Annotated in this window: 17 protein-coding genes; 1 reads left to right on the plus strand and 16 read right to left on the minus strand. The window is 71.6% G+C overall.

What is annotated here, in order from left to right; translation table 11 throughout:
• Positions 1-84: 84 nt before the first annotated feature.
• The 11 genes from ACFC0B_RS30540 to typA all read right to left on the minus strand — a co-directional run bounded on the left by ACFC0B_RS30540 (position 85) and on the right by typA (position 14,127).
• A complete protein-coding gene (locus ACFC0B_RS30540; protein ID WP_376092983.1) occupies positions 85-1,197 on the minus strand; it encodes an ABC transporter ATP-binding protein in 1,113 nt (370 codons plus the stop codon).
• Entirely contained in the window at positions 1,187-2,239 is a 1,053-nt protein-coding gene (locus ACFC0B_RS30545; protein WP_376092986.1) for an ABC transporter ATP-binding protein, read from the minus strand. The genes ACFC0B_RS30540 and ACFC0B_RS30545 overlap by 11 nt, the downstream gene beginning before the upstream one ends.
• A gap of 15 nt (positions 2,240-2,254) precedes the next feature.
• On the minus strand, positions 2,255-3,169 hold the full coding sequence (locus ACFC0B_RS30550; protein WP_376093281.1) for an ABC transporter permease: 915 nt from the start codon (positions 3,167-3,169) through the stop codon (positions 2,255-2,257).
• 76 nt (positions 3,170-3,245) lie between these two features.
• Positions 3,246-4,172 (minus strand): ABC transporter permease, encoded by a 927-nt coding sequence (locus ACFC0B_RS30555; RefSeq protein ID WP_376092989.1) that lies wholly within the window; start codon positions 4,170-4,172, stop codon positions 3,246-3,248.
• Between the two features lie 103 nt (positions 4,173-4,275).
• Positions 4,276-5,904, minus strand: coding sequence for an ABC transporter substrate-binding protein (locus ACFC0B_RS30560; RefSeq protein ID WP_376092992.1), 1,629 nt, complete (start codon positions 5,902-5,904; stop codon positions 4,276-4,278).
• A 198-nt stretch (positions 5,905-6,102) separates the two neighbouring features.
• Positions 6,103-7,119: an ABC transporter ATP-binding protein gene (locus ACFC0B_RS30565; RefSeq protein WP_376092995.1), complete on the minus strand. Its 1,017-nt coding sequence runs from the start codon at positions 7,117-7,119 to the stop codon at positions 6,103-6,105.
• Entirely contained in the window at positions 7,112-8,161 is a 1,050-nt protein-coding gene (locus ACFC0B_RS30570) for an ABC transporter ATP-binding protein (protein ID WP_376092998.1), read from the minus strand. Before ACFC0B_RS30570 ends, ACFC0B_RS30565 begins: the two co-directional genes overlap by 8 nt.
• 19 nt (positions 8,162-8,180) lie before the next feature.
• Positions 8,181-9,119, minus strand: coding sequence for an ABC transporter permease (locus ACFC0B_RS30575; protein ID WP_376093001.1), 939 nt, complete (start codon positions 9,117-9,119; stop codon positions 8,181-8,183).
• Entirely contained in the window at positions 9,112-10,056 is a 945-nt protein-coding gene (locus ACFC0B_RS30580) for an ABC transporter permease (protein ID WP_376093004.1), read from the minus strand. Before ACFC0B_RS30580 ends, ACFC0B_RS30575 begins: the two co-directional genes overlap by 8 nt.
• 91 nt (positions 10,057-10,147) lie before the next feature.
• Positions 10,148-11,782 carry an ABC transporter substrate-binding protein gene (locus ACFC0B_RS30585; protein ID WP_376093007.1) on the minus strand — a complete coding sequence of 545 codons (1,635 nt, stop codon included), beginning with the start codon at positions 11,780-11,782 and terminating at the stop codon, positions 10,148-10,150.
• 440 nt (positions 11,783-12,222) lie between these two features.
• On the minus strand, positions 12,223-14,127 hold the full coding sequence (typA, locus tag ACFC0B_RS30590; RefSeq protein ID WP_376093010.1) for a translational GTPase TypA: 1,905 nt from the start codon (positions 14,125-14,127) through the stop codon (positions 12,223-12,225).
• Positions 14,128-14,380: 253 nt separating this feature from the next.
• On the opposite strand from typA, the gene ACFC0B_RS30595 reads away from it, so the two are divergent.
• On the plus strand, positions 14,381-15,517 hold the full coding sequence (locus ACFC0B_RS30595; protein WP_376093013.1) for a tetratricopeptide repeat protein: 1,137 nt from the start codon (positions 14,381-14,383) through the stop codon (positions 15,515-15,517).
• Here ACFC0B_RS30595 and ACFC0B_RS30600 read toward each other — a convergent pair.
• The 5 genes from ACFC0B_RS30600 to ACFC0B_RS30620 all read right to left on the minus strand — a co-directional run bounded on the left by ACFC0B_RS30600 (position 15,514) and on the right by ACFC0B_RS30620 (position 23,910).
• Positions 15,514-17,256, minus strand: a complete 1,743-nt coding sequence (locus ACFC0B_RS30600) for an ABC transporter substrate-binding protein (protein WP_376093016.1) — start codon at positions 17,254-17,256, stop codon at positions 15,514-15,516. The genes ACFC0B_RS30595 and ACFC0B_RS30600 overlap by 4 nt on opposite strands.
• Before the next feature lie 106 nt (positions 17,257-17,362).
• Positions 17,363-19,888, minus strand: a complete 2,526-nt coding sequence (locus ACFC0B_RS30605; protein WP_376093019.1) for a SpoIIE family protein phosphatase — start codon at positions 19,886-19,888, stop codon at positions 17,363-17,365.
• Between the two features lie 356 nt (positions 19,889-20,244).
• On the minus strand, positions 20,245-23,022 hold the full coding sequence (locus tag ACFC0B_RS30610; protein WP_376093021.1) for a SpoIIE family protein phosphatase: 2,778 nt from the start codon (positions 23,020-23,022) through the stop codon (positions 20,245-20,247).
• A gap of 242 nt (positions 23,023-23,264) precedes the next feature.
• Complete coding sequence (locus ACFC0B_RS30615) at positions 23,265-23,702, minus strand: (deoxy)nucleoside triphosphate pyrophosphohydrolase (protein WP_376093023.1); 438 nt, start codon at positions 23,700-23,702, stop codon at positions 23,265-23,267.
• A 25-nt stretch (positions 23,703-23,727) separates the two neighbouring features.
• A complete protein-coding gene (locus tag ACFC0B_RS30620; RefSeq protein WP_376093025.1) occupies positions 23,728-23,910 on the minus strand; it encodes an SPOR domain-containing protein in 183 nt (60 codons plus the stop codon).
• Positions 23,911-23,945 lie beyond the last annotated feature (35 nt).

The following is a 23,945-nucleotide window of genomic DNA, read 5'->3' on the forward strand; positions in this document are numbered from 1 at the left end:
ATTGCCGCTGGTCGACGGGTGGACAACAGCGGAGCGCGCCCTCCAGGAGGAGGACGCGCTCCGCGACGGGGCCGGGCCCCGGTGTCAACCGCTTTCCGGCCCGCCCCCGGACCGGTCACTTCCGGCCTCGTCGCGTTCGGCCGCGAAGTGGCAGGCCGACTCGTGGGCGGCCGCTCCGCTCAGCCAGTCCGGCGCCGCCAGCAGCGGGACCTCCACCGCGCACCTCTCCTGCGCCTTCCAGCACCGGGTGCGGAAGCGGCAGCCGGACGGCGGATTGGCCGGCGAGGGCACGTCACCGGTCAGCACGATCCGGTCCCGGCTCTCGCGCGCCGTCGGGTCGGGCACCGGCACGGCGGAGAGCAGCGCCTGGGTGTACGGGTGGGTGGCGTGGTCGTAGATCTCCCGGTCGCTGCCGATCTCCACCAGCTTGCCGAGGTACATCACGCCGACCCGGTCGGAGATGTGCCGGACGATCGAGAGGTCGTGCGCGATGAACATGTACGAGAGGTTGAACTCGCTCTGGAGCTGCTCCAGCAGGTTGATCACCTGCGCCTGGACGGACACGTCCAGGGCCGAGACCGGCTCGTCGCAGATGATGATCTCCGGCTTGAGCGCCAGACCGCGGGCGATGCCGATGCGCTGGCGCTGGCCGCCGGAGAACTGGTGCGGGTACCGGTTGATGTACTCCGGGTTCAGGCCGACGACGTCCAGCAGGTCCTGCACCGCCTTGCGGCGGTCGCCCTTCGGGGCCACCTCGGGATGGATCTCGAAGGGCTCGCCGATGATGTCGCCGACCGTCATCCGCGGGTTCAGCGAGGTGTACGGGTCCTGGAACACCATCTGGATGTTCCGCCGCACCGCCTTCAGCGCCGACCCGGAGAGCCGCGAGATCTCCTCGCCCTTGTAGCGCACCGAGCCGCCGGTGGCCGGCTCCAGGTTCATCAGCACCTTGGCCAGCGTCGACTTGCCGCAGCCGGACTCGCCGACGATGCCCAGCGTCTCCCCCTGCATGAGTTCGAAGGAGACCCCGTCGACCGCCTTCACCGCGCCGACCTGCTTCTTGAACAGGATGCCCTTGGTCAGCGGGAAGTGCTTGACCAGGTCGCGGACTTCGAGGATCGGCTCGCCGCGCGCCACCTCCTGCTCGAAGGCGGCCTCCGCCGGCGACTCGACCGTGCCGGGCCCGTCAGCGGTCATGGAGGGTCTCCTTCCAGAAGAAGCAGGCACTGCCCCGCCCGGCGAGCTCGGTGCCGTCGTCCTCGGTGACCGGGAACAGCTCCGGCACCTGCCGGCGGCAGATGTCCTGGGCGCGCGGGCAGCGCGGGTTGAACGCGCAGCCCGGCGGGATCCGCAGCAGGTTGGGCGGCAGGCCCTTGATCGCGTACAGCTCCTGGCCCTTCTGGTCCAGGCGCGGGATCGAGTCCAGCAGTCCCCGGGTGTACGGGTGGGCCGGGCGCGCGTACAGCTCGTGCACGGGTGCGGTCTCCACGATCCGGCCCGCGTACATCACCGCGATCTTGTCGGCGACGTCCGCGACCACGCCCAGGTCGTGCGTGATGAGGATCAGCCCCATGTGGTACTCGGCCTGCAGTTCGGCGAGCAGGTCCATCACCTGCGCCTGGACGGTGACGTCCAGGGCGGTGGTCGGCTCGTCCGCGATGATCAGGTCCGGCTCCAGCGCCAGCGCCATCGCGATCATGATGCGCTGGCGCATGCCGCCGGAGAACTGGTGCGGATAGTCGTTGACCCGCTGCTTGGCGGCGGGGATGCGCACCCGCTCCATCAGCTCGACGGCCTTCTCCTTGGCCGCCTTGCGCGAGCTGCCGTGGTGGGCGCGGAACATCTCGCCGAGCTGGAAGCCCACGCTGAGGACGGGGTTGAGCGAGGAGAGCGCGTCCTGGAAGATCATCGCGATCTTCTGGCCGCGGACCTTCCGCCGCTGCTCCTTGTCCATCTTCAGCATGTCCTGGCCGCGGAAGCGGATCTCGCCCTGGGGGATGCGGGCCGGCGGCATGTCCAGGATGCCCATGATCGCCTGCGCGGTCACCGACTTGCCGGAGCCGGACTCGCCGAGCACCGCCAGCGTCTCCCCGGCCCGGACGCTGTAGTCGACCCCGTTGACCGCCCGCGCCACTCCGTCCCGGGTGACGAACTCGACGTGCAGGTCCCGGACGTCGAGCAGCGGCCCCTCGTAGGGCGCCTCCCGCCGGGTCTGGCCGCTATCGACTGCTGTGGTCACGATGCGTCCCCTCGCTCAGCGCAGCTTCGGGTCGAGGGCGTCGCGCACCGCGTCGCCCAGCATGATGAAGGCCAGCACGGTGATGGAGAGCGCGGCGGCCGGGAAGAACAGGACGAACGGGGCGGTCCGGATCACCTTCTGGGCCGAGGAGATGTCGATGCCCCAGGAGATGGTCGGGTCCTGCAGGCCGATGCCGAGGAAGCTCAGCGTCGCCTCGGTGGCGATGTAGCCGCCCAGCGCGATGGTCGCCACCACGATCACCGGGGCGACCGCGTTCGGCAGGATGTGCCGGAACATCAGCCGGCCGGTGCCGGCGCCGAGCGCCTTCCCGGCCACCACGAAGTCGGACTGCTTGACCGTCAGCACCGCGCCGCGCATGACGCGGGCGATCTGGGTCCAGCCCAGCACGCCCAGCGCGACCACCACCGTCCACACCGTGCGGACGGTGAAGGCGTTCAGCAGCACCAGCGCGCCGAGCAGCAGCGGGATGCCGAAGAAGATGTCGATGATCCGGGAGAGCACCGCGTCCACGGTGCCGCCGAAGTAGCCGGCCACCATGCCGGTCAGCCCGCCGAGCAGGGTGACGATGGCGGTCACGAAGATGCCGACGGTGATCGAGGCCCGGGCGCCGTACACCACCCGGGCGTAGATCGAGCGGCCCTGGCCGTCGTAGCCGAACCAGCCCGCCCCGAAGAAGTCCGTCCAGTCCGGCCGCTTCAGGTAGTTGTTGACCAGGTCGGCCTTGCGCGGGTCGGCGTCGGTGAACGCCCCGGGGAAGATCGCCATCACGATCAGCAGCACGATCAGCACCGCCGAGATCAGGAAGATCGGCCGCCGCCGCAGGTCCCGCCAGGCGTCCCCCCAGAGGCTGCGGGCCTCCTCCCGCTTGCCCGGGTCCGGCTCGATCAGGGTCTCCTGCTCGACCGCCATCCCCTGTTCGCCGGCGTAGTCCAAGTGGTCCACCCCCGGCTTGGGATGCGGCTCGTAGGAGTTCTCGTCGTGGATGTCAGGCATAGCGGATCCTCGGGTCCAGGACCGCGTAGAGCAGGTCGACGACGAGGGAGGCCACCAGGTAGACGATCACCAGCACGGTGACGATGCCGACCACGGTCGGCCCCTCCTTCTGGTTGATCGCCCGGTAGAGGACGTTGCCGACCCCCTGCACGTTGAAGATGCCCTCGGTGACGATCGCGCCGCCCATCAGGGCGCCGAGGTCGGTGCCGAGGAAGGTGACCACCGGGATCAGCGAGTTGCGCAGCAGGTGGCGGGAGACGATGGTGCGCCGGGGCAGGCCCTTGGCCACCGCGGTGCGCATGTAGTCGGCCCGCAGGTTCTCGCCGATCGAGGTGCGGGTGAGCCGGGCGACGAACGCCAGCGACAGCGAGCCCAGCACGATCGCCGGGAGGATGAGCTGCGAGAGGTCCTTGGAGTCCTGGACGGTCGGGGTGACCCAGCCCAGGTTGGTCGCGAAGACGGTCTGGGCGATGTACGCCAGGACGAAGACCGGGATCGAGATCACCAGCAGGGTGAGGATCAGCACCAGGGTGTCCTGCACGCTGCCGCGCTTCAGCCCGGAGACCAGGCCCAGCAGCAGTCCGAAGATCAGCTCGAAGGCGAAGGCCAGCAGGGCCAGCCGGATGGTCACCGGGAAGGCGTCCGCCATGATGTCGGAGACCGGTCGGCCGGTGAAGCTGGTACCGAAGTCCCCCTGGAAGAGGTTCCCCATGTAGTGCAGGTACTGCTTCCAGATCGGCTGGTCCAGGTAGTACTTGTGCTTGAGGTTGGCGACCACGGCGGGGTCCGCGGCCTTCTCCCCGAACAGGGCCGCGACCGGGTCGCCCGGCAGCGTGTAGACCATCAGGAAGATCAGCAGCGTGGTGCCGAAGAACACCGGGATCATCTGCAGCACCCGCCGCAGGACGTAACTGCCCATTCGAGCCTCCTTCCTGGAGACGTGTTCGAGTGCCCGGGCCCCGCCCTCCGTGCGGGAAGGACGGGGCCGGCGCGGGGGGACCTGGAGCGCTGACGGCGCCCGATCAGCCCTTGACCTCGACCTGGGTCCAGGCCGGGTTGCCGAAGGAGTCGAACGCGACGTTCTGGACCTTGGTGGAGTAGCCCGAGTTGGTGCGGTAGTACCAGAGCGGGATGGCCGGCATGCCCTGGGCCAGCACGGCCTCGGCCTGCTGGTAGCCGGTCACCGTGTCGTTCACGCTGGGGGCCGCGTCGGCCTGGTTGGCGAGCTGGTCGAACTGCGGGTCGCTGTAGCCGAAGTCGTTGGACGCGGCGCCGGTGCGGTAGACGTCGGCGAGGAAGTTGGCGTTCAGCGGGTAGTCCTGGACCCAGCCGGTGCGGAAGGCGCCGTTGATCTGGTGGCCGGTGATCGCCGCGCGGGCGGTCTTGAAGTCCGGCTTCGGGTCGCCGACGCAGTCCACGCCGGTGTTCTGCCGGATCGAGTTGCAGACCGCGTCGACCCACTCCTTGTGGCCGCCGTCCGCGTTGTAGGTGATGGTCACCTTGTTGTTGGGGACGCCGCCGCCCTCGGCGATCAGCTGCTTGGCCTTGGCCGGGTCGAAGGTGCAGTTGTCACCGCACTGGCCGCTCTTGTAGCCCTCGACGCCCTCGGCGACCCAGGCGGTGGCCGGCTTGCGGGAGCCCTGGAGCACCGTCTTGGTGATGGTGTCGCGGTCGATCGCCATCGACAGGCCCTGGCGGACCTTCGCCTTCTCCGGCGGGGCCCAGTCGGCCTGGTAGAGCGTGAAGCCGATGTTCTGGATGGCGCCCTGCGGGGCGTCGATCGCCCGGTCGCCGAGGTCGCTCTTGTAGGTGGCCAGTGCCGAGGGCGGCACCTGGTCCATCACGTCCAGGTTGTTGGACTGGAGGTCGGCGTAGGCGGCCTCGGACGTGCTGTACATCTTGAAGACGACGCCGCCGTTCTTCGGCTTGTCCACGCCCTGGTAGTCCGGGAAGGCCTTGGTGACCACCTGCTGGTTGTGGTCCCAGCTGACGAACTGGTAGGCGCCGTTGCCGACCGGCTTCTGCCCGTACCCGGTCGGGTCGCTGTAGAAGGCGTCCGGCAGCGGGGAGAAGGCGATGTAGCCGAGCTTGTACTCGAAGTACGAGACCTTGTGGCTCAGCTTGACGGTGAAGTGCAGGTCGTCCGTGACGGTCAGCCCGGACATCTTGGTCGCGGTCGGCTGGCCGCTCTCCGGGTGGACGTCCTGGTAGCCCTCGATGTCGGAGAACCAGGAGCTGTTGATCTGGTTGTTGGTGGCGGTGGCGCCCCAGTTCCAGGCGTCCACGAAGTTCTTGGCGTGCACCGGGGTGCCGTCGTGGAACTTCCAGCCGTCCTTCAGGGTGATCGTGAAGGTCTGCGAGTCGCTGGTGTCGATCGTGTCCGCGACCTGCATCCGGATCTTCGCGTTCGACGGGTCGTAGTCGACCAGGCCCTTGAACAGGTTCTGCAGGATGCGCCCGCCGCCGGTCTCGTTGGCGTTGGCCGGTTGCAGCGCGTTCTGCGGCTCGCTGCTCTGGTAACTGAAGGTCTTGCTGCTGTCCGACGAGCCGCTGCTGCCGCCCCCGTCGCTGCTGCTGCTGCATCCACTGGCCACCAGGGCCACGGACGTCGCTGCGGCGAGGACCCATCGAGCACGGGTGGCCACGGGCATGGAGGTCCCTCCTCAAGGTGTGTGACGCATCACATCCCATGAGAAGCTCGGCCGCCCGGCGGCGCGCGTGCGGTACCCCCGGACGGGTGCACCGTCCGCGGCGGCCGTTGACGCCCCGACAGACCCGCGCGCGCCGACGCCGGAGGGGCCCGCGCCGCGAACGGCAGCGGGCCCCTCCGGGCGGGAACGGGCGGGCGGTCAGGCCGCGGCCGTCTCCCGGACGGCGGCGAAGTGGCACGCCGACTGGTGCTTGGCCGGGCCGCTCAGCACCTCGGGCACCGCGAGCAGCGGGACCTCGGTCGAGCAGCGCTCCTCCGCCTTCCAGCAGCGGGTGCGGAAGCGGCAGCCGGACGGCGGGTTGGCCGGCGAGGGGATGTCGCCGGTCAGGATGATCCGGTCGCGGTTCGCGCGCGCCTCCGGGTCCGGCACCGGCACCGCGGAGAGCAGCGCCTGGGTGTACGGGTGGGTGGCGTTCTCGTAGATCTCCTCGTCCGTGCCGATCTCGACCATCTTGCCGAGGTACATCACGCCGACGCGGTCGGAGATGTGCCGGACGATGGAGAGGTCGTGGGCGATGAACATGTACGAGAGCTCGAAGTCGTTCTGGAGCTGCTCCAGCAGGTTGATCACCTGCGCCTGGACGGACACGTCCAGGGCCGAGACCGGCTCGTCGCAGATGATGATCTCCGGCTTGAGCGCCAGACCGCGGGCGATGCCGATGCGCTGGCGCTGGCCGCCGGAGAACTGGTGCGGGTACCGGTTGATGTACTCCGGGTTCAGGCCGACGACGTCCAGCAGGTCCTGGACGGCCTTGCGGCGGTCGCCCTTGGGAGCCACCTCGGGGTGGATCTCGAAGGGCTCGCCGATGATGTCGCCGACCGTCATGCGGGGGTTCAGCGAGGTGTACGGGTCCTGGAACACCATCTGGATGTTCCGCCGCACCGCCTTGAGGCCCGCGCCGGACAGCTTGGTGATGTCCTCGCCCTTGAACAGCACCTGGCCCGAGGTGGCCGTCTCCAGGTGCATCAGCACCTTGGCCAGCGTCGACTTGCCGCAGCCGGACTCGCCGACGATGCCGAGCGTCTCGCCCTTCGCCAGCTCGAAGGAGACGCCGTCGACGGCCTTGACGGCGCCGACCTGCTTCTTGAACAGGATGCCCTGGGTCAGCGGGTAGTGCTTGACCAGGTCCTTGACCTCCAGGATGGGCTCAGCCATGGAGGGTCTCCTTCCAGAGGTGGCACGCGCTGCGGCGGCCGGTGAGCTCCTTGCCGTCCTTGTCGGTCACCTGGTGCAGCTTCGGGATCTCCGTGCGGCACAGGTCGGTGGCGACGTCACAGCGGGGGTTGAACGCGCAGCCGGCCGGAACCTTCAGCAGGTTCGGGGGCAGGCCCTTGATCGCGTACAGCTCCTGGCCCTTCTGGTCCAGGCGCGGGATGGAGCGGAGCAGGCCCTTGGTGTACGGGTGGGCCGGGCGCGCGTACAGCTCGCGCACCGGGGCGGTCTCCACGATCCGGCCCGCGTACATCACGGCGATCTTGTCCGCGACGTCGGCGACCACGCCGAGGTCGTGGGTGATCAGGATCAGGCCCATGTTGTACTCGTCCTGCAGCTCCGCGAGCAGGTCCATCACCTGGGCCTGGACGGTGACGTCCAGGGCGGTGGTGGGCTCGTCGGCGATGATCAGGTCGGGCTCCATGGAGAGCGCCATCGCGATCATGATGCGCTGGCGCATACCGCCGGAGAACTGGTGCGGGTAGTCGCCCACGCGCTGCTTGGCGGCGGGGATGCGCACCCGCTCCATCAGCTCGATGGCCTTCTCCCGGGCCTCCTTCTTGGAGGCGCCGCGGTGCACCCGGAACATCTCGCCGAGCTGCGCGCCGACGGTCATCACCGGGTTCAGCGAGGAGAGCGCGTCCTGGAAGATCATCGCGATCTTCTGGCCGCGGATCTGCCGGCGCTCCTCCTCCTTCATCGCGAGCATGTCCTGCCCGCGGAAGAGGATCTGGCCCTGGCTGATCTTGCCGGGCGGCATGTCGAGGATGCCCATGATGGTCTGGGCGGTCACCGACTTGCCGGAGCCGGACTCGCCGAGCACCGCCAGGGTCTCACCGGCGGCCACGGAGTAGTTGACGCCGTTCACGGCCTTCGCCACGCCGTCCCGGGTGTGGAACTCCACGTGGAGGTCCTTGACCTCCAGCAGCGGGGTGCCAACCTCCAGGCGGCCGTTCTTCTGGTTCTTCTCGATCACGGTGGTCATCGGGTCGTCACCTCTTCTCTCAGCGGAGCTTCGGGTCGAGGGCGTCGCGCACCGCGTCGCCGAGCATGATGAAGGCCAGCACGGTGACGCTCAGCACGGCGGCCGGGAAGAGCAGGACGTGCGGGGCGTTCAGGAACCGGGGCTGGGCGTCGCTGATCATCAGACCCCAGGAGATCTGCGGCGGCTGGACGCCGATGCCCAGGTAGGACAGCGCGGCCTCGGCGCCGATGTAGACGCCCAGGGAGATCGCGGCGACGACGATGACCGGCGCGATGGCGTTCGGCAGGATGTGCCGGAAGGTGATCCGGCCGGAGCCGGCGCCCAGCGCGCGGGCCGCCATCACGTAGTCGTTGTTCTTGTTGGCCAGCACCGAGGCGCGCATGATGCGGAAGATCTGCGGCCAGCCGAGCACGGCCATGACCAGCGAGACGGTGTAGGCGTTGCCGGTGCCGAGCATCGACATGATCAGCATGCCGCCGAGCAGCAGCGGGATCGAGAAGAAGATCTCGGTGAAGCGGGACAGGATCGAGTCGACGATCCCGCCCTTCCAGCCGGCCAGCAGGCCGAGCAGGGAGCCCACCACGGTGACCGTCAGGGTGGTCAGCACACCGACGGTGACCGAGTTGCGGGCGCCCCAGACGGTGCGGGTGTAGATGTCGCAGCCCTGCACGTCGAAGCCGAACCAGTGGTCGGCGCTGGGCCGCTTCAGCGAGTTCGCGAGGTCGCAGGCACCGCCCTCGAAGGGGCTGCCGTCGGTGAACAGCTGGGGCACCGCGGAGATGACCAGCAGGCAGAACACCAGCACGGCACCGATGATGAAGACCGGGTTGCGGCGCAGGTCGCTCAGCGCGTCCGACCAGAGGCTCGCGACGCGCTCGGGCTTCTGGGCCTTCGCCGCGCCCTTCGCGCCGTTGTCGCCGGAAGGGGCCTCGGGGCCCTTGGTGATGGTGTCACTCATAGCGGATCCTCGGGTCGAGCACGGCGTACAGCAGGTCCACGAGCAGGGTGGTGATCAGGTAGATCAGGACCAGCAGCGTGACCACGCCGACGATGATCGTTCCCTGCTTCTGGTACACGGACTGGGCGAGCAGGCCGCCGATGCCGTGGATGTTGAAGATCCGCTCGGTGATGACCGCACCGCCCATGAGACCGCCGAGGTCGGCGCCCAGGAAGGTGACGATCGGGATCAGCGCGTTGCGCAGCGCGTGGCGGCCGATCACCCGGCGCCGCTTCAGGCCCTTGGCGACCGCGGTGCGGACGTAGTCCGCGCGCATGGTCTCCATCAGGCTGGTGCGGGTCAGGCGGGCGACGTACGCGAGCGACATCGACGCGAGGACGAAGGCCGGCAGCAGGTACGCGCGGAGCCCGTCCTCCTCGTTGAAGGACACCGAGAAGATCTCGATGCCGTAGTCGTTCTTCAGCTTGACGCCGAGCACGAGCTGCAGCACGAAGCCGGTGACGAAGACCGGGATCGAGATGACCAGCAGTGTGCTGATGAGGACCAGCTGGTCCAGGAACTTCCCCTTGCGCAGGGCCGCCATGACACCGGCCGCGACACCGACGACCGCCTCGATGACGAACGCCACCAGGGCCAGGTTGACGGTGTACGGGAAGGCGTCCCCGATCATCTCGCTCACCGAGCGACCGGTCAGGCTCTCACCCAGGTCGCCCTGGAAGACGCCCGTGATGTAGTTCCAGTACTGAACGAGGAACGGGTCGTTCAGGTGGTACTTCTGGCGGATCATGTCCGCCACGACCGGGTCGGCTCGCTTCTCGCCGGCCAGTGCCTGCACCGGGTCACCGGGCAGGTAGTGGACCAACGCGTAGATCAGCAGCGTCGCGCCGATAAGGACAGGGATCGCCTGTATCAGTCGGCGGATCACATAGCGGCCCATTAGACCTCCACACTTTCGGACAAGGAAGGGAGGCGGGGGGAGCCGGACTGTGGTCCGGTCTCCACCCGCCCCCTAACGTCTGCGTCTCAGATCAGCCGGCGAGCTCGACCTCGTCCAGGTTCATACGACCCTGGGCGTCGGTGTCGAAGTTCTTGATCTTCTTCGAGTACGCGGCGGAGGACATGTAGGTGTAAACCGGGATGTACGGCAGGTCCTGGATCAGGACGTCGTCGGCCTGCTGGTACAGCTTCAGGCCCTCCTCCGGGCTCTTCGCCTGGTCGGCCTGGTCCAGCAGCGACTCGAACTGCTCGTTGACGTAACCGCCGTAGTTCGAGCCGTTCTCGATGGCGACCTTGGAGAAGATCGGACGCTCGTAGTTCTCGATCGACGGGTAGTCCATCGACCAGGCCATGCGGAAGGCACCGGAGTACTGCTTGGCGCCCAGCGCGTCCAGGATCTTGCCGAACTTCTCGAACGGCTTGGTGGTGACCTCGACGCCGAGGTTCTTCTTCAGCTGGTTGGCGACGGCCTCGATCCACTCCTTGTGGCCGCCGTCGGCGTTGTAGCCCAGCTCGATGGTGTTGCCCGGGACGCCGCCGGCGGTGTCGAACAGCTGCTTGGCCTTGGCCGGGTCGTACTTCGCCGCGTCGCCCATGGCGCCCTTGCGGTAGCCCGGGATCAGCGGGTTGATGAAGTCGTCGGCCGGGACGCGGGTGCCCGAGAAGATGGTCTTGGTGATCGACTCCCGGTCGATCGCCATCGAGATCGCCTTGCGGATCTCCGGCTTGCCGTAGGTGGCCGGGTTGGTCGAGATCGGGAAGCCGATGTAGCCGACGCCCGACTCCGGCTTGTAGATGTAGCGGTCGCCGAACTCGCCCTTGACGGTGCCCATGGCCGAGATCGGGAGCTTGTCGGTGGCCTGGATGTTGTCGGCGCGCAGGTCGTTGTACGCGGTGTCCAGGTTGTCGTAGATCTTGAAGGTGACGCCCTGCAGCTTCGCCTTGCCGTCAGCGGCCGGGAAGTTGTCGAAGCGCTTGACCTTGATCTGCTTGTTGTGCTCCCACTTGCCGTCCATCTGGAACGGGCCGTTGCCGATGGGGGCGTCCTCGAAGGACTTCGGGTCCTGGAAGAAGGCCTTCGGCAGCGGGTAGAACGCGTTGTAGCCCAGCATGGTCTTGAACTGGGAGAACGGGTTCGTCAGGGTGACGGTGAAGGTCTTGTCGTCGACGACCGTCAGGCCCTTGAGCTTGTCGGTGGTCGGCTTCTTGTCCTTGCCCGGGGACAGCTCGGCGGAGCCGTCGATCTTGGCGAAGAACGGCAGGCCCTCGGCCGCGTTGTCCTGGTTGGCGCCCCAGTTCCAGGCGTCGACGAAGGACTGGGCGGTGACCTTCTCGCCGTTGTGGAAGGTGTAGCCGTCCTTGAGCTTGATCGTCCAGACCTTGCTGTCCGGGGACTCGATCGACTCGGCGACGCGCAGCTTCGGCTCGTTGGTCTTGCCGTCGTACTCGACCAGGCCGGCGAACAGCGCGTTCAGGACCTCGGCACCCTCGGACTCCGCGGTGTTCTGCGGGACCAGGCCGTGCTGCGGCTCACCGAGCTGAACGGCGATCGAGCCGCCGCCGGAGGCGGCCTTGTCGTCGCTCTTCGAGCTGGTGCTGCAGGCGGTCGCCGCGAGGGCGATCGCGGTCGCCGCGACGATCCACTTGGTCTGGGTTGCACCACGCATGGGGGGATGCCTCCTGAATTCGACTTTCCAACGAGGAGAGCACCGCGGGCGGTTGGTCCGGTCCGCCGTGCCGTCCGCGCTCGTGGTTTCGGCGCGCACCCCTGCGCGTTAACCCTTGACCCGAGCCTGACTGCACCCACTATGTGTCACGCACGGACACGAAAGTGACCACTCGCGATCTCAATTAGGTCACATGAACGGTCGGTAAGTTTCGAAAATCGGACATAAGAGACATACTCAGACAGGCATCAACCGGACAGTCGTCATGAATGACGGACTGTCACGTTCGCTCAGCGGACACCTCGGCGTGGTAAGCGCTATTCCGTTTATACGCGCGTCGACAGCGTGGAGTAGTGGAAATAGTTCGCCCCCCTCTCCATCGGAAAGGGGGGCGAACGTTTCCGGCCAAAGATCCGCCGGAGGGGCTCAGAAGGCCGGGATCACGCCTTCTTCGCGCGCGAGGCGGTACGCCCGCGGTCCTTCTGGTCCAGGACGACCTTCCGGATGCGAACCGTCTCCGGGGTCACCTCGATGCACTCGTCCTCGCGGCAGAACTCCAGCGACTGCTCCAGCGAGAGCTTGCGCGGCGGGACGATCGACTCGGCGACGTCGGCGTTCGACGACCGCATGTTGGTGAGCTTCTTCTCCTTGGTGATGTTGACGTCCATGTCGTCGGCACGCGAGTTCTCGCCGACGATCATGCCCTCGTACACCTCGGTGCCCGGGTCGCAGAAGAGCACGCCGCGCTCCTGCAGGTTGGTCATCGCGAAGGCGGTGACCACACCGGCCCGGTCGGCGACCAGCGAACCGTTGTTGCGGGTCGTCAGGGTGCCGAACCACGGCTCGTGGCCCTCGTGGATCGAGTGGGCGATGCCGGTGCCGCGGGTGTTGGTGAGGAACTCGGTCCGGAAACCGATCAGACCGCGGGACGGGACGACGAACTCCATCCGGACCCAGCCCGAGCCGTGGTTGGACATGTTGTCCATCCGGCCCTTGCGGATGCCCATGAGCTGGGTGACGGCACCCATGTGCTCCTCGGGCACGTCGACGGTGAGGCGCTCGACCGGCTCGTGGGTCTTGCCGTTGACCTCCTTGGTGACCACCTGCGGCTTGCCGACGGTCAGCTCGAAGCCCTCGCGGCGCATGGTCTCGATCAGGATGGCCAGCGCCAGCTCACCGCGGCCCTGCACCTCCCAGGCGTCCGGGCGCTCGGTGTCCAGCACGCGCAGCGAGACGTTGCCGATCAGCTCGCGGTCCAGGCGGTCCTTCACCTGGCGGGCGGTGACCTTGCGGTCGACCCGGCCGGAGGACTTGGCGTCCGCGCCCTTGCCGCTGCCGCCCCGGCCGACGAGCGGCGAGGTGTTGGTGCCGATGGTCATCGAGATGGCCGGCTCGTCCACCGTGATCAGCGGCAGCGCGATCGGGTTCTCCGGGTCGGCCAGGGTCTCGCCGATCATGATGTCGGAGATGCCAGCGACGGCGCAGATGTCACCGGGGCCCGCCACCTCGGCCGGCTTGCGGGTGAGCGCCTCGGTCATCAGCAGCTCGGAGATGCGGACGTTCGAGATGCTGCCGTCGCGCTTGATCCAGGCCACCGTCTGGCCCTTGCGCAGCTCGCCCTGCTCGACGCGGAGCAGCGCGATGCGGCCGAGGAAGTTGTCGGCGTCCAGGTTGGTGACGTGGGCCTGCAGCGGGGCTTCCGCGTCGAAGGTCGGGGCCGGGACGTGCTCCAGGATGGTGGAGAAGAACGGCTCCAGGCTGTCGCTGTCGGCGGGAACGGTGCCGTTCTCCGGCTTGGTCAGCGAGGCGACGCCGTCACGGGCGCAGGCGTAGACGATCGGGAACTCGATCTGGTCCTCGTCCGCGTCCAGGTCCAGGAAGAGGTCGTAGGTCTCGTTGATGACCTCGTCGATCCGGGCGTCCGGACGGTCGGTCTTGTTGATGCAGAGGATGACGGGCAGCCGCGCGGTGAGCGCCTTGCGGAGCACGAAGCGGGTCTGCGGCAGCGGGCCCTCGGAGGCGTCGACCAGCAGGACGACCGCGTCCACCATCGACAGACCGCGCTCGACCTCGCCACCGAAGTCGGCGTGGCCCGGGGTGTCGATGATGTTGATGGTGATCGGCGCGCCACCGTCCTTCGGGTGGTACTTGACCGCGGTGTTCTTCGCGAGAATGGTGATGCCCTTCTCGCGCTCCAGGTCGTTGGAGTCCATCATCCGGTCGTCCAGCTGCTGGTGCGCGGCGAAGGCGCCGGCCTGCTTGAGCATGGCGTCGACCAGGGTGGTCTTGCCGTGGTCGACGTGGGCGACGATGGCGACGTTACGGATGTCGTTACGCGTGGGCATGCCTAGCGGATTCTCCTGGAATCGTGGGTTACGGCGCCCGGCTGCGTGACGCGCACTTGCGACCCTTGTCGGCCGCCACCACCCGCTCCGCCTGCTACTACCGGTCCACCCGCCGGGCAGGACATGCCACGGCTTCCTCCTATGGTACGGGGAACCGCCGAGCTCGGCCGAAACGGGCATCGCGGGCGGGACCAAGATCACAGCTCGGTCACTTCCCCTTCACCCGGTCTTCGGACTCCGCCAGGCTTCGGCCGTGATCCACCGCCTCCGCTTCGTCCTGCCCTGGGCCTTCCTCGTCTCCGGCACCACGGCCCTGTTCGCCGTGGTCGACCGCGGCTTCCCGCCGTGGACCGCCCTCGGCTTCGTGCTCGGGACCTTCCTGGGCCAGGAGCCGCTCTCCGACCTCTGGCTCCTCCTGACCCACCGGCTGACCGGGGCGCGGCACGTCATCGCCTCCTACGGGCACGGGCGGCTGCTGTGGCACGGCACCGTCGCCGGGGTCCCGGTCAGCGTGGGGATGCGGCCCACCACCGGCCTGCGGCTCTCCTGGGGCCTGCTGCCCGTCCGGGCCGCGAGGCTGCGGTTCTGGGCCTGCTCGGTCGGCTGGCTCGCCGTGCACGCCGGGCTCGGGGTCTGGCTGGCGGCCTCCTGCACGGGGCTCGCCCGGGGCGTCGGGCTCGGCCTGCTCTCCACCCTCGCCCTCATCCTGCTCCTCCAGGGGCCGACACCCGTCAACTCGGCGTGGGCCGTCCTGGTCATGCCCTTCCGCCCCCGCGCCCTGGACCCCCACCTCTGGTCGACCCGCGACCTCGCGGCCGAACGGCTGCTGTGCCGCGGTCTGATCCCCGAGGCCCGCGCCGCGCTGGACGGACCCGCCCCGGCCTGGTCGGGCCGCACCCGCCTCTCGGCCGCCGGGGTGGCACTCGCCGAGGGCCGGTACGACGAGGCGGACCGGATCGTCGCGCTGGCCCTGGAGCAGGGCTGCGACCCCGGCCAGGCGTACGGTGTCGCCGCCATGGTGATCGTGTGCCGCGGCGACAGCGGGGAGCTCGCCCCGGCCCGGGCCGGCGCGCTGCTGGGCCCGGCGCTGGAGGTCTTCGGCCACAACGACCACGCGAAGCTCCGCTCCGTACTGGCGGCGGCCGACCTCGCCCGCTTCAACGGCGATCCCGAGGTGGCCGTCCGCGCCGCCCGGCGCCACACGGTCGAGGCCCAGCTCTCCCCCTACTGGCGGGCCCACGCCGGCTGCTCGCTGGCCGCCGCCCTGATCGCGGCCGGCAAGCCGGAGCAGGCCCGGAAGGCGCTCGACCGGGCCCGCCGGGCGTGCCCCGGCCTCTCCCGGATCGCCGACGTGGAGCGGCTGCTGGAGCGGCCCGTCGAGGTGGCCTAACCGACCGACCAGCCGAGGTCCTGGAGACGCGGGCGGGCCAGGCCCCGGACCCCGGCGCCGACGACGCCGTCCCGGGCCGCCACCGCCTCCGGGCGCTGGAAGAGCGGCACCGAGTGGCCCAGCTGCCAGATCCGCACGTCGGCCTCCCGGAGCAGGGAGCCGCGGGCCGCCGGGTCGGGTTCGGCGGCGGCGCGGTCGAGGAGGCGGTCGATCTCCTCCGTCCCGGCCCGCGCGTAGTTGCGTCCGGCCACCGGGGTGCCGTCCGGGCCCGGGCGGGGCTTGGCGTAGACGGGCCGCTGTTCGTCGGCCGGGCCGGGGCCGGCGGGCCAGGAGAACAGGGCGAGGTCGAAGTCGCCGGTGGCCAGGTGGTCGGCGACGAAGGTGTCCGCCGGTGCCTCCACCACCCGGACGGCCGCCCCGGCCGCCGCGAGGTCCGCCGCCACCGCGTCGGCCGCCCGCCGGAGGGTCGCGGAGGCGGCCGGGACCAGCAGGGTGAGCGCCAGCTCGTGTCCGCCCCGGGCCCGGGTGCCGCCGGCGGCGGGGCGCTTCCAGCCGGCCGTGTCCAGCATCCGCCCGGGATCGGCGCCGCCCAGCGCGTCGGCGTCGTCCCGGTAGCCGGGCTGGTCGCCGGCCAGCAGGTGGTGGCCGAGCACGGCGGCGGGCAGCCCGAACGGGGTCAGCGCGGCGTCGGCGGCGTGCCGCCGGTCGACGGCGCGGGCCAGCGCGCGGCGCAGCACCGGGTCGGTGAGCGGTTCGCGGGCGGTGTTCAGGGTGAGCTGGGCGAGGCCGGCCCCGGCGGCCCGGTGCAGGGTGACGCCGGGCAGCGCGGCGGCCCCCCGCAGCGCCTCGGCGGTGTCGGCCCCGGCACGCTCGACCGCCGCGGTCAGCGGGGCGAGGTCCAGCCGGCCCCCGGCCAGCTCCTCGGTCCGCCGCTCGGCCGGGACGGCGAGGAACTCGATCCGGTCCGCCTTGGCCGGCTCGCCCCACCAGAACGGGTTGCGGACCAGGACGGCCTTCCCGCCCACCGGGTCGTACCCGTCGACCAGGAACGGGCCGGCCGTCGGGTGGGCGGTGCCGCCGGGCAGCGGGCGGCCGAACGCGGCGGCGGTGGCGGTCTCGGCGGCGGGGTAGAGCGGGTCGAACAGGGCCTGCCACTCGGCGCAGGGGTGGCGGAAGGTGACCTTGACCTCGTGCGGGTCGGCGCCCTGGGCGATGGAGTCGACGGCCGCGTAACCGGCGGGCCCGGCGGCGGGGCGGGCGGGGTCGGGGCCGGAGAGCGCGGCCCGCTGGGCGATGAGGTCGGCGGCGGAGAGCGGGGTGCCGTCGCTCCAGACGGCGCGCGGGTTGAGGCGGTAGGTGACCACCTGGGGCAGCTGTCCGGGCGGGGTGGACTCGGCGGCGGCCAGGTAGTCCGGGTCCGGGACCCGCTCGCCGTGCGCGTCGGGCCGGAACAGCGCGGGGTAGAGGGCGTGCGCGAGCAGCGCGGAGACGGCGGTGGCGGCGGGCTGGTAGACGTTCACGGTGGCCGGAACCGCGTCGACGGCCCAGCGCAGGGTGCCGCCGTCGCGGACGGCGCTCCGGTCGACGGGGCGGACGTCCCCGGTGACGACGGCCGGGCCGGGCGGCGCGGGGTCGGGTGTCCGGCCGGTGCGGCCCGGGTCGGGGGCGCCGAAGCAGCCGGCCGTGGCACCGAGGGCGAGCAGCAGCGCGGCGGCTGCGGCGGGGAGGCGGGCGCGCATGGCGGCCATCGAACGCCGCCCCCGCGCGCCCGGTGGCGCCGACACGGCGGCCCGCCGGGCGACAGCACCCGGTCGGCCGTATCGCCGCCCGGCCCCGCGGGCGCCCCTACAGCCCCAGCTCGAACCAGACGATCTTGCCCTTGGGCGTGCGCCGGCTGCCCCAGCGCTCGGCGAGCAGGCTGACCAGCTGGAGCCCGCGGCCGCCCTCGTCGGTCTCGTGGGCGCGCCGCTGCCTCGGCTGGGCGTAGCCGTCGTCCCAGACCTCGCAGACCATGGTCCGGTCGCGCAGCAGCCGCAGCCGGATCTCGCCCCGGCCGTGCCGCAGCGCGTTGGTGACCAGCTCGCTGACCAGCAGCTCGGTGGTGTCGACCAGCTCGTCCAGGCCCCGGGCGAGCAGCCAGCTGCACGCGGCCTCGCGGGCCTTGGCGACCGAGGTGGGCTCGGGCGGCAGGAACCACTGGCCGACGGCGTCGTCCGGGAAGGCGTGCACCTTGGCCATCAGCAGGGCGATGTCGTCCTCGCCGTGGTGCGGGTTGAGCTCGCCGAGGACGTGGTCGCAGAGGTCCTCCAGGCCCTTGCCGCCGTCGGAGAGCGCGTGCCGGAAGGCCCGCAGGCCCTCGTCCAGCTGGTGCTTGCGGCTCTCCACCAGGCCGTCGGTGTAGAGGCCGAGCACGGCGCCGTCCGGGAGGGTCAGCTCGACCTCCTCGAAGGGCTCGCCGCCGACACCGAGCGGCAGGCCGGGCGGGACGTCCAGCATCCGGGCGGGCTCGCCGGGGCCGAGCAGGACGGGCGGCAGGTGGCCGGCGTTGGCGAAGGTGCAGCGCCGGGTGACCGCGTCGTACACCGCGTAGACGCAGGTGGCGAGGTAGACCTCGCGGGCCTCCTCGTCGGCGGTGGAGGTGAGCCGCCCGTACGGGTTGGACCGGCCGGTCGGCGCGGTGTCGTCGCCGAGGCCGCGGGCGATCTCGTCGAGCGCGGCGAGCACCTCGCCGGGTTCGAGGTCGAGCATGGCCAGGGTGCGCACGGCGGTGCGCAGCTGGCCCATCGCGACGGCGGCGCGCAGGCCGCGGCCCATGACGTCGCCGATGACCAGGGCGGTGCGGTTGCCGGGCAGCGGGATGACGTCGAACCAGTCGCCGCCGACCTCGGTGTTGTTGTTGCTGGGCAGGTAGCGGCAGGCGATCTCCAGGCCGCTGGCGACCGGGTTGCCCGGGGGCAGCAGGCTGCGCTGCAGGATCAGCGCGCGCTCGTGCTCGCGCCGGTAGAGCCGGGCGTTGTCGATGCAGACGGCGGCGCGGGCGACGAGTTCCTCGGCGATGGCGACGTCGCGGGCGTCGAAGGGCTCGCTGCCGATCGCCCGGGAGAGCTGGACCAGGCCGAGCACCTGGTCGCGGGCGACCAGCGGGACGATCAGGGTGGAGCGCAGCAGCGGGTCGGGGCCGGGCTCGGGGACGACGCTGCGGCCGGTGCGCAGCGCCCGGGCGTGCGGGGAGCGGCGCGGGAAGCAGAGGGTGCCGCCGGCCTCGGCGATGGGCAGGCCGGTGACCGAGCCGAGCACCGACGAGGCGCCGCCGACCACGCTGGAGACGGCGACCCGGCGCAGTTCGCCGCTGCCGTCGGTGAGCACGGTGTCGCCGAGCCGGCCGGCGCTGGGCACGGTCTCGCCGGAGAGCAGCGCGGTGTAGAGGTCGACGGTGGCGAGGTCGCAGAACGGCGGGACGACGACGTCCAGCAGCTCCTTGGCGGTGGTCTCCAGGTCGAGGGTGGAGCCGATGTGGGCGCTGGCCTCGTTGAGCAGCGCGAGGTTGCGGCGCACGCCGTCGGCCTCGCGTTCGGCGACGTGCCGGCTGGTGACGTCGGAGACCTGGCCGGCGACGCCCATCGGCTGGCCGGCCGGGCCGTTGAGGCGGTAGAGCGAGACGGCCCAGAGCCGGTTGCCCTCGCGGGTCGGGACGGCGGCGTGGAAGCGCAGGTCGTAGACGGGCTCGCCGCTGGCGAGCACCTTGCGCAGGGCGGCGGTGAGCCGGTCGGCCTCGGAGCCGGGGAAGATGTCGTGCGGGGTGAGGCCCTCCAGGTCGGTGGGGGCCAGGCCCATCCCGGAGGCGAAGGCGTCGTTGACGCGCTGCAGCCGGAGCCGGTCGTCGAAGAGGACGAAGCCGGTCGGGGTCTGTCCGAAAACCGCCTCCGAAGCGGCCAGATCGGTCTCGATCCGGCGGAGCCGGCCGAGGTCGACCGCGAGACAGGTGGCACCGGCGGCGGGCAGCCCGCTGCCCGGCATGAGGTAGAGCTCGGCGAGGCCCTCGCCGCCGTCGGCGTGCCGGTACGGGGTGGTGCCGACCCACTCCTCGCCCGCCAGGGTGCGCTCCAGCCGGGCGCGGCCGCGCCGCCAGAGCTCGCGCGGGACGAAGGTGGTCACCGGGTCGGCGCCGACCGCCTCGGCGGCGGGCACGCCGAAGAACTCGGCCGCGCGGTCGCTCCACTGGCTGATCCGGCCGTCCGGGCCGATCGCGAAGGTGGCGACCCGGATGTAGTCGTAGATCGAGCCCGGATCCCCCGCACCCCACCGCTGCTCCTCGGCCGCCGGCCGCGGGGCGCGGGCGGGTGCGGGCAGGCGGTGGGCAGGACCGGGCACGTGTTGAGCGCCGGCCTGCCCGGGTACAGCGGCATGACCGCTGCTGCTCGGCGCATTGCGCGCCGGGGTGCTGTTCACGGACCGACCCCTCCAAACCCGCGACCGTCCGGATGTCGAGAAGACCGAGTATTCATCATCGAGGGGTACGTTCACACGCCCTCAACATCACAACATCAGATCGGGCGAAGGTTTTTGTCCTACCGCCCGCGCAACCACAATGCCACGCTCGCGCCCCCTGCCGGAGCGCGCGCTCCCCCGGGGCCTCCCGAGGGCCCGGGCAGCGGCGTTCTCCCGGACGGCCGGCACGGCCCTCCGGTCACCGCCCGGTCACCGCCCCGCCGCCCTCCGGCCACCGCTCAGCCGCCGGCCGCCTCCGCCTCGGGGGTGCCCGGCAGCGCCTGCTCGAACCAGACCACCTTGCCCATCCCCTCCGCCCTGGCCCCCCAGTGCAGGGCCAGCAGGGCCACCAGCTCCAGTCCGCGGCCGCCCTCGTCCGCCTCGGCCGCGTGCCGCTCGCGCGGCGGGTCCGGCAGCGGGTCGGAGATCTCCACCAGCAGCGTCTCGCCCAGCGTCAGCCGCACCCCGATCGGCGCGCTCGCGTACCGGACGGCGTTCGTGACCAGCTCGCTGACCAGCAGCTCCGCGGTGTCGGTCAGCTCCTCGACGCCCCACTCGGCCAGCGTCGCGCGGACCAGCCGACGGGCCCGGGAGACGGCGGTCGGCTCGGCGGGCAGCGTCCAGCCCGCCGTCGGGGTGCCGGCCTGCCCGTGGCCCAGCCGGGCCAGCAGCAGCGCCACGTCGTCCGGCTCGCGGCCCTGCTCCATGGTGTCCAGCACCGCCTCGCAGGCCGCCTGGATCGAGGCGTAGGGCCGCTGGAGCACCGTGATCAGCCGGTCCAGGCCGACGTCCAGGTCCTTGTCCCGGGACTCCACCAGGCCGTCCGTGCACAGCGCCAGCAGGCTGCCCTCGGGGATCTTCAGCTCGACGGCCTCGAACGGGACGCCGCCGACCCCGAGCGGGGCGCCCGAGGGCAGCTCCAGGATCCGGCCGGCGCCGCCGGGCAGCGGGCCGCCGTTGCGGGTCGGACCGTCCGCCTCGTCCCCCGGCACCACCAGCACCGGCGGGATGTGGCCGGCCTTGGCGGCGGTGAGGGTCGCGGTGGCCGGGTCGAACACCGCGTACACGCAGGTGGCGAGCAGCGCCTCGTCCGGGCCCTGGGCGAGGTCGTCGGCCAGTTCGTGGACGTGCCGCAGCAGCACGTCCGGCGGCAGGTCGAGGGCGGCCAGCACCCGGACGGCGGTGCGCAGCCGGCCCATCGTCGCGGCGGCCCGCAGACCGTGGCCCATCACGTCGCCGACCACCAGCGCGGTCCGGTCGCCGGGCAGCGGGATGACGTCGAACCAGTCGCCGCCGACCTCGGTGCCGCTGCTGCCCGGCACGTACCGGTAGGCGACCTCGACGCCGGTGGGCTGCGGCACCTGCTGCGGCAGCAGGGTGCGCTGGAGGGTGAGCGCGGCGGTGCGCTCGCGGGCGTACAGCCGGGCGTTGTCCAGCGAGGAGCCGGCCCGGTCCGCCAGCTCGACGGTGAACGCCAGGTCGTCCCGGTCGAAGCCCTCGCGGTAGCCCGCCCGGCTGACCAGCAGCAGGCCGATCACGATGCCCCGGGCCCGCAGCGGCACCACCAGCATCGAGTGCACGCCCAGGTCGTGCGCCGCCCGCATCTTCGGGTCGCCGGCGTAGGTGACGTCGCTCAGCTGGTCGGCGCCGGAGAGCAGCTCGGGCACGCCGGTGCGCAGCACCCGGCCGCAGGCGGAGTCCTCGGCGAAGGTGATCCGGGCGCCGCGCCGCAGCATCACCTCCACCTCCGGGCCGTCCTGGACGGAGGCGGTGCCGAGCTGCAGCAGCGAGGTGCGGCGGTCGTGGCCGTGCCGGGGCAGATCGTCACCGTGCGCGACGGCCTGCAGCAGGATGACGGCGGCGTGGTCGGTCAGCCGGGGCACCACGGCGCTGGCCAGCTCCTGCGCGATCCGCGAGGCGTCCAGCAGGTCACCGACCCGGGAGCCGAACTCGTTGAGCAGTGAGAGGCGGCGGCGGGCGTGCTCGACCTTGGCCACCGCCCGGTAGCGCTCGGTGACGTCCATGACGGTGCCGGAGATGCCGAGCACCCGGCCGGAGCGGTCGGTCATCCGGCTGTAGGAGACCGAGCGGTAGCCGGAACGGGCGGTGATCGGCGAGGCGAGGGTGACGTCGATGACCGGCTCGCCGGTGGCCAGCACCTGGCGCTGGATCGCGGTGATCTCGTCCGCCGCCCGCTCGGGCAGGGTCTCGCCGGTGGTGCGGCCGACGTGGTCCTCCGGCGCGACGCCGTTCATCTCGGCGAGGGTCCGGTTGACGGCGGTGTAGCGCAGCTCGGTGTCCATGATCGCGATGCCCAGCGGGGACTGCTCGAACAGCGCGTCCCGCACCGCGAGGTCCCGATCGACCGCCCGGACGGCCGCCGCCTCGGCCAGGTTGACCTGCAGGAACGGGGTGCCGTCGCCGTCCACCAGGAGCGAGATCCGGGCGTCCACCAGCACCGGGGCGCCCTCGCGGTCGCGCAGCTCGGCCGGCCCGGACCAGTGGCCGTGCCGCAGGGTGTCCTGGATCGCGGTCCGGATCCGGGCCACCTGGTCCTCGTCGGGGACGAGCGTGTCGATCCGGCGGCCGACCAGCAGCTCGTTCGGCCAGCCGAGCAGTTCCTCGGCGGCCGGGCTCCAGAGCACCACGCGGCCGGCCGTGTCCAGGATCGCGATGGCCACCCTGACCACGTCGAAGAGGCTGCCGCCGACGCGTGCGCCGACACCCCCGCCGAGGGGCCCCGGAACGGCGCGCGGGCCGCCGGGGAACGGTCGTCCCGGGCGGCTGCGCACGCCGGTCGGCGCCGCCGCGTCGGGCACCGTGAGCGACGGGGCGGGCTGCGCCGGCTGGGCGGACGACGCCCCCTCGGGGGCGCCCTCGCCCCGTCGGCGGAGCGTCGGCCGCTCCCGGCCGCCGACCGCCCGGTCCGCGCCGCGGCGCAGCCGGGCGCGGGCGGCGGCGCCTCCCCCGGCGCCCGACCGTCTCGCTCCCCCGCCGCCGTACCCGCTACTCGACACCGACGGGGCCTCCGGCTCTGCTCGGATCGGCGGCGCCGGCTGGGGCGGCTCACCGATGGTGACGAATAGTGCCGAAAAGTGACATACCCAGCAGGACCAAGGCTATCCCGCCGGTCGCACCGGCTTTTCCGATTTGCCCGATCCGTCGCCCCCACGCGTCGTTCCCGGGCGCGGCACGGCGGTTCGCCGGTGCGGGCCGGTACCATCCGGCCCGCACCGGGGCCCGGGGTTCCGCCCGCGGCTCAGCGGGCGGTCAGCAGGCGGGCGACCTCGGGGAGGACCTCCCGGTCGTGCTCCAGCCACTCGACGCCGGCCAGCTCGGCCGGGCCGAGCCAGCGCAGCTCGTCGTGGTCCTGCAGGGGGCGCGGCTCCCCGGAGAGCAGTTCGGCCGCCCAGAGCCGCAGCTCCAGGCCCGGGCGCACCAGCCACGCGCCGGGCAGCCGGGCGAGCGCCCGGGCCCGGACGCCCAGCTCCTCCATGAGCTCGCGCTCCAGCGCCTCGGTCTCGGTCTCCCCCGGCTCGGCCTTGCCGCCCGGGAACTCCCAGCGCCCCGCCACCTCGGCGGGCGCGCTGCGCCGGGCGGCGAGCACCCGCCCCCGGTGGATCAGCGCGCCGCCGACGACGATCCGGTTCTCCCCTGCGCCGCCGGCGGGCTCCGGCCGGTCCGTGGTCCTGTCCATGGACGCCGACCCTACGGCCTGCCCGTCAGTCGCGCGGGCCGCGCGCCTCCGAGGCCCCGGCGGGCTCGGCCTCGACCCAGTACAGCTGCTTGTGGCCGCGCGCCTCGAACTCGGCCGCGAGCCGCTCGGCCGCCTCCCGCCCGATCCCCCCGACGACCCGGAACCGGTTGCCGTTGTCGTCCTGCCGCATCACCCGGTAGGTGTCCATGCCGCCCAGGTTAGGGCGTGCGCCGGCGTCGCACG

The organism is Kitasatospora sp. NPDC056184 (assembly GCF_042268405.1).
Classification (GTDB): Bacteria; Actinomycetota; Actinomycetes; order Streptomycetales; family Streptomycetaceae; genus Kitasatospora.

Coding starts and splice junctions, on each gene's coding strand:
- ACFC0B_RS30555 (WP_376092989.1), bottom strand. CDS start 4,172: ATGGGCAGTTACGTCCTGCGGCGGGTGCTGCAGATGATCCCGGTGTTC.
- ACFC0B_RS30585 (WP_376093007.1), bottom strand. CDS start 11,782: ATGCGTGGTGCAACCCAGACCAAGTGGATCGTCGCGGCGACCGCGATC.
- ACFC0B_RS30550 (WP_376093281.1), bottom strand. CDS start 3,169: ATGGCGGTCGAGCAGGAGACCCTGATCGAGCCGGACCCGGGCAAGCGG.
- ACFC0B_RS30575 (WP_376093001.1), bottom strand. CDS start 9,119: ATGAGTGACACCATCACCAAGGGCCCCGAGGCCCCTTCCGGCGACAAC.
- ACFC0B_RS30620 (WP_376093025.1), bottom strand. CDS start 23,910: ATGGACACCTACCGGGTGATGCGGCAGGACGACAACGGCAACCGGTTC.
- ACFC0B_RS30570 (WP_376092998.1), bottom strand. CDS start 8,161: ATGACCACCGTGATCGAGAAGAACCAGAAGAACGGCCGCCTGGAGGTT.
- typA (WP_376093010.1), bottom strand. CDS start 14,127: ATGCCCACGCGTAACGACATCCGTAACGTCGCCATCGTCGCCCACGTC.
- ACFC0B_RS30615 (WP_376093023.1), bottom strand. CDS start 23,702: ATGGACAGGACCACGGACCGGCCGGAGCCCGCCGGCGGCGCAGGGGAG.
- ACFC0B_RS30565 (WP_376092995.1), bottom strand. CDS start 7,119: ATGGCTGAGCCCATCCTGGAGGTCAAGGACCTGGTCAAGCACTACCCG.
- ACFC0B_RS30560 (WP_376092992.1), bottom strand. CDS start 5,904: ATGCCCGTGGCCACCCGTGCTCGATGGGTCCTCGCCGCAGCGACGTCC.
- ACFC0B_RS30580 (WP_376093004.1), bottom strand. CDS start 10,056: ATGGGCCGCTATGTGATCCGCCGACTGATACAGGCGATCCCTGTCCTT.
- ACFC0B_RS30600 (WP_376093016.1), bottom strand. CDS start 17,256: ATGCGCGCCCGCCTCCCCGCCGCAGCCGCCGCGCTGCTGCTCGCCCTC.
- ACFC0B_RS30540 (WP_376092983.1), bottom strand. CDS start 1,197: ATGACCGCTGACGGGCCCGGCACGGTCGAGTCGCCGGCGGAGGCCGCC.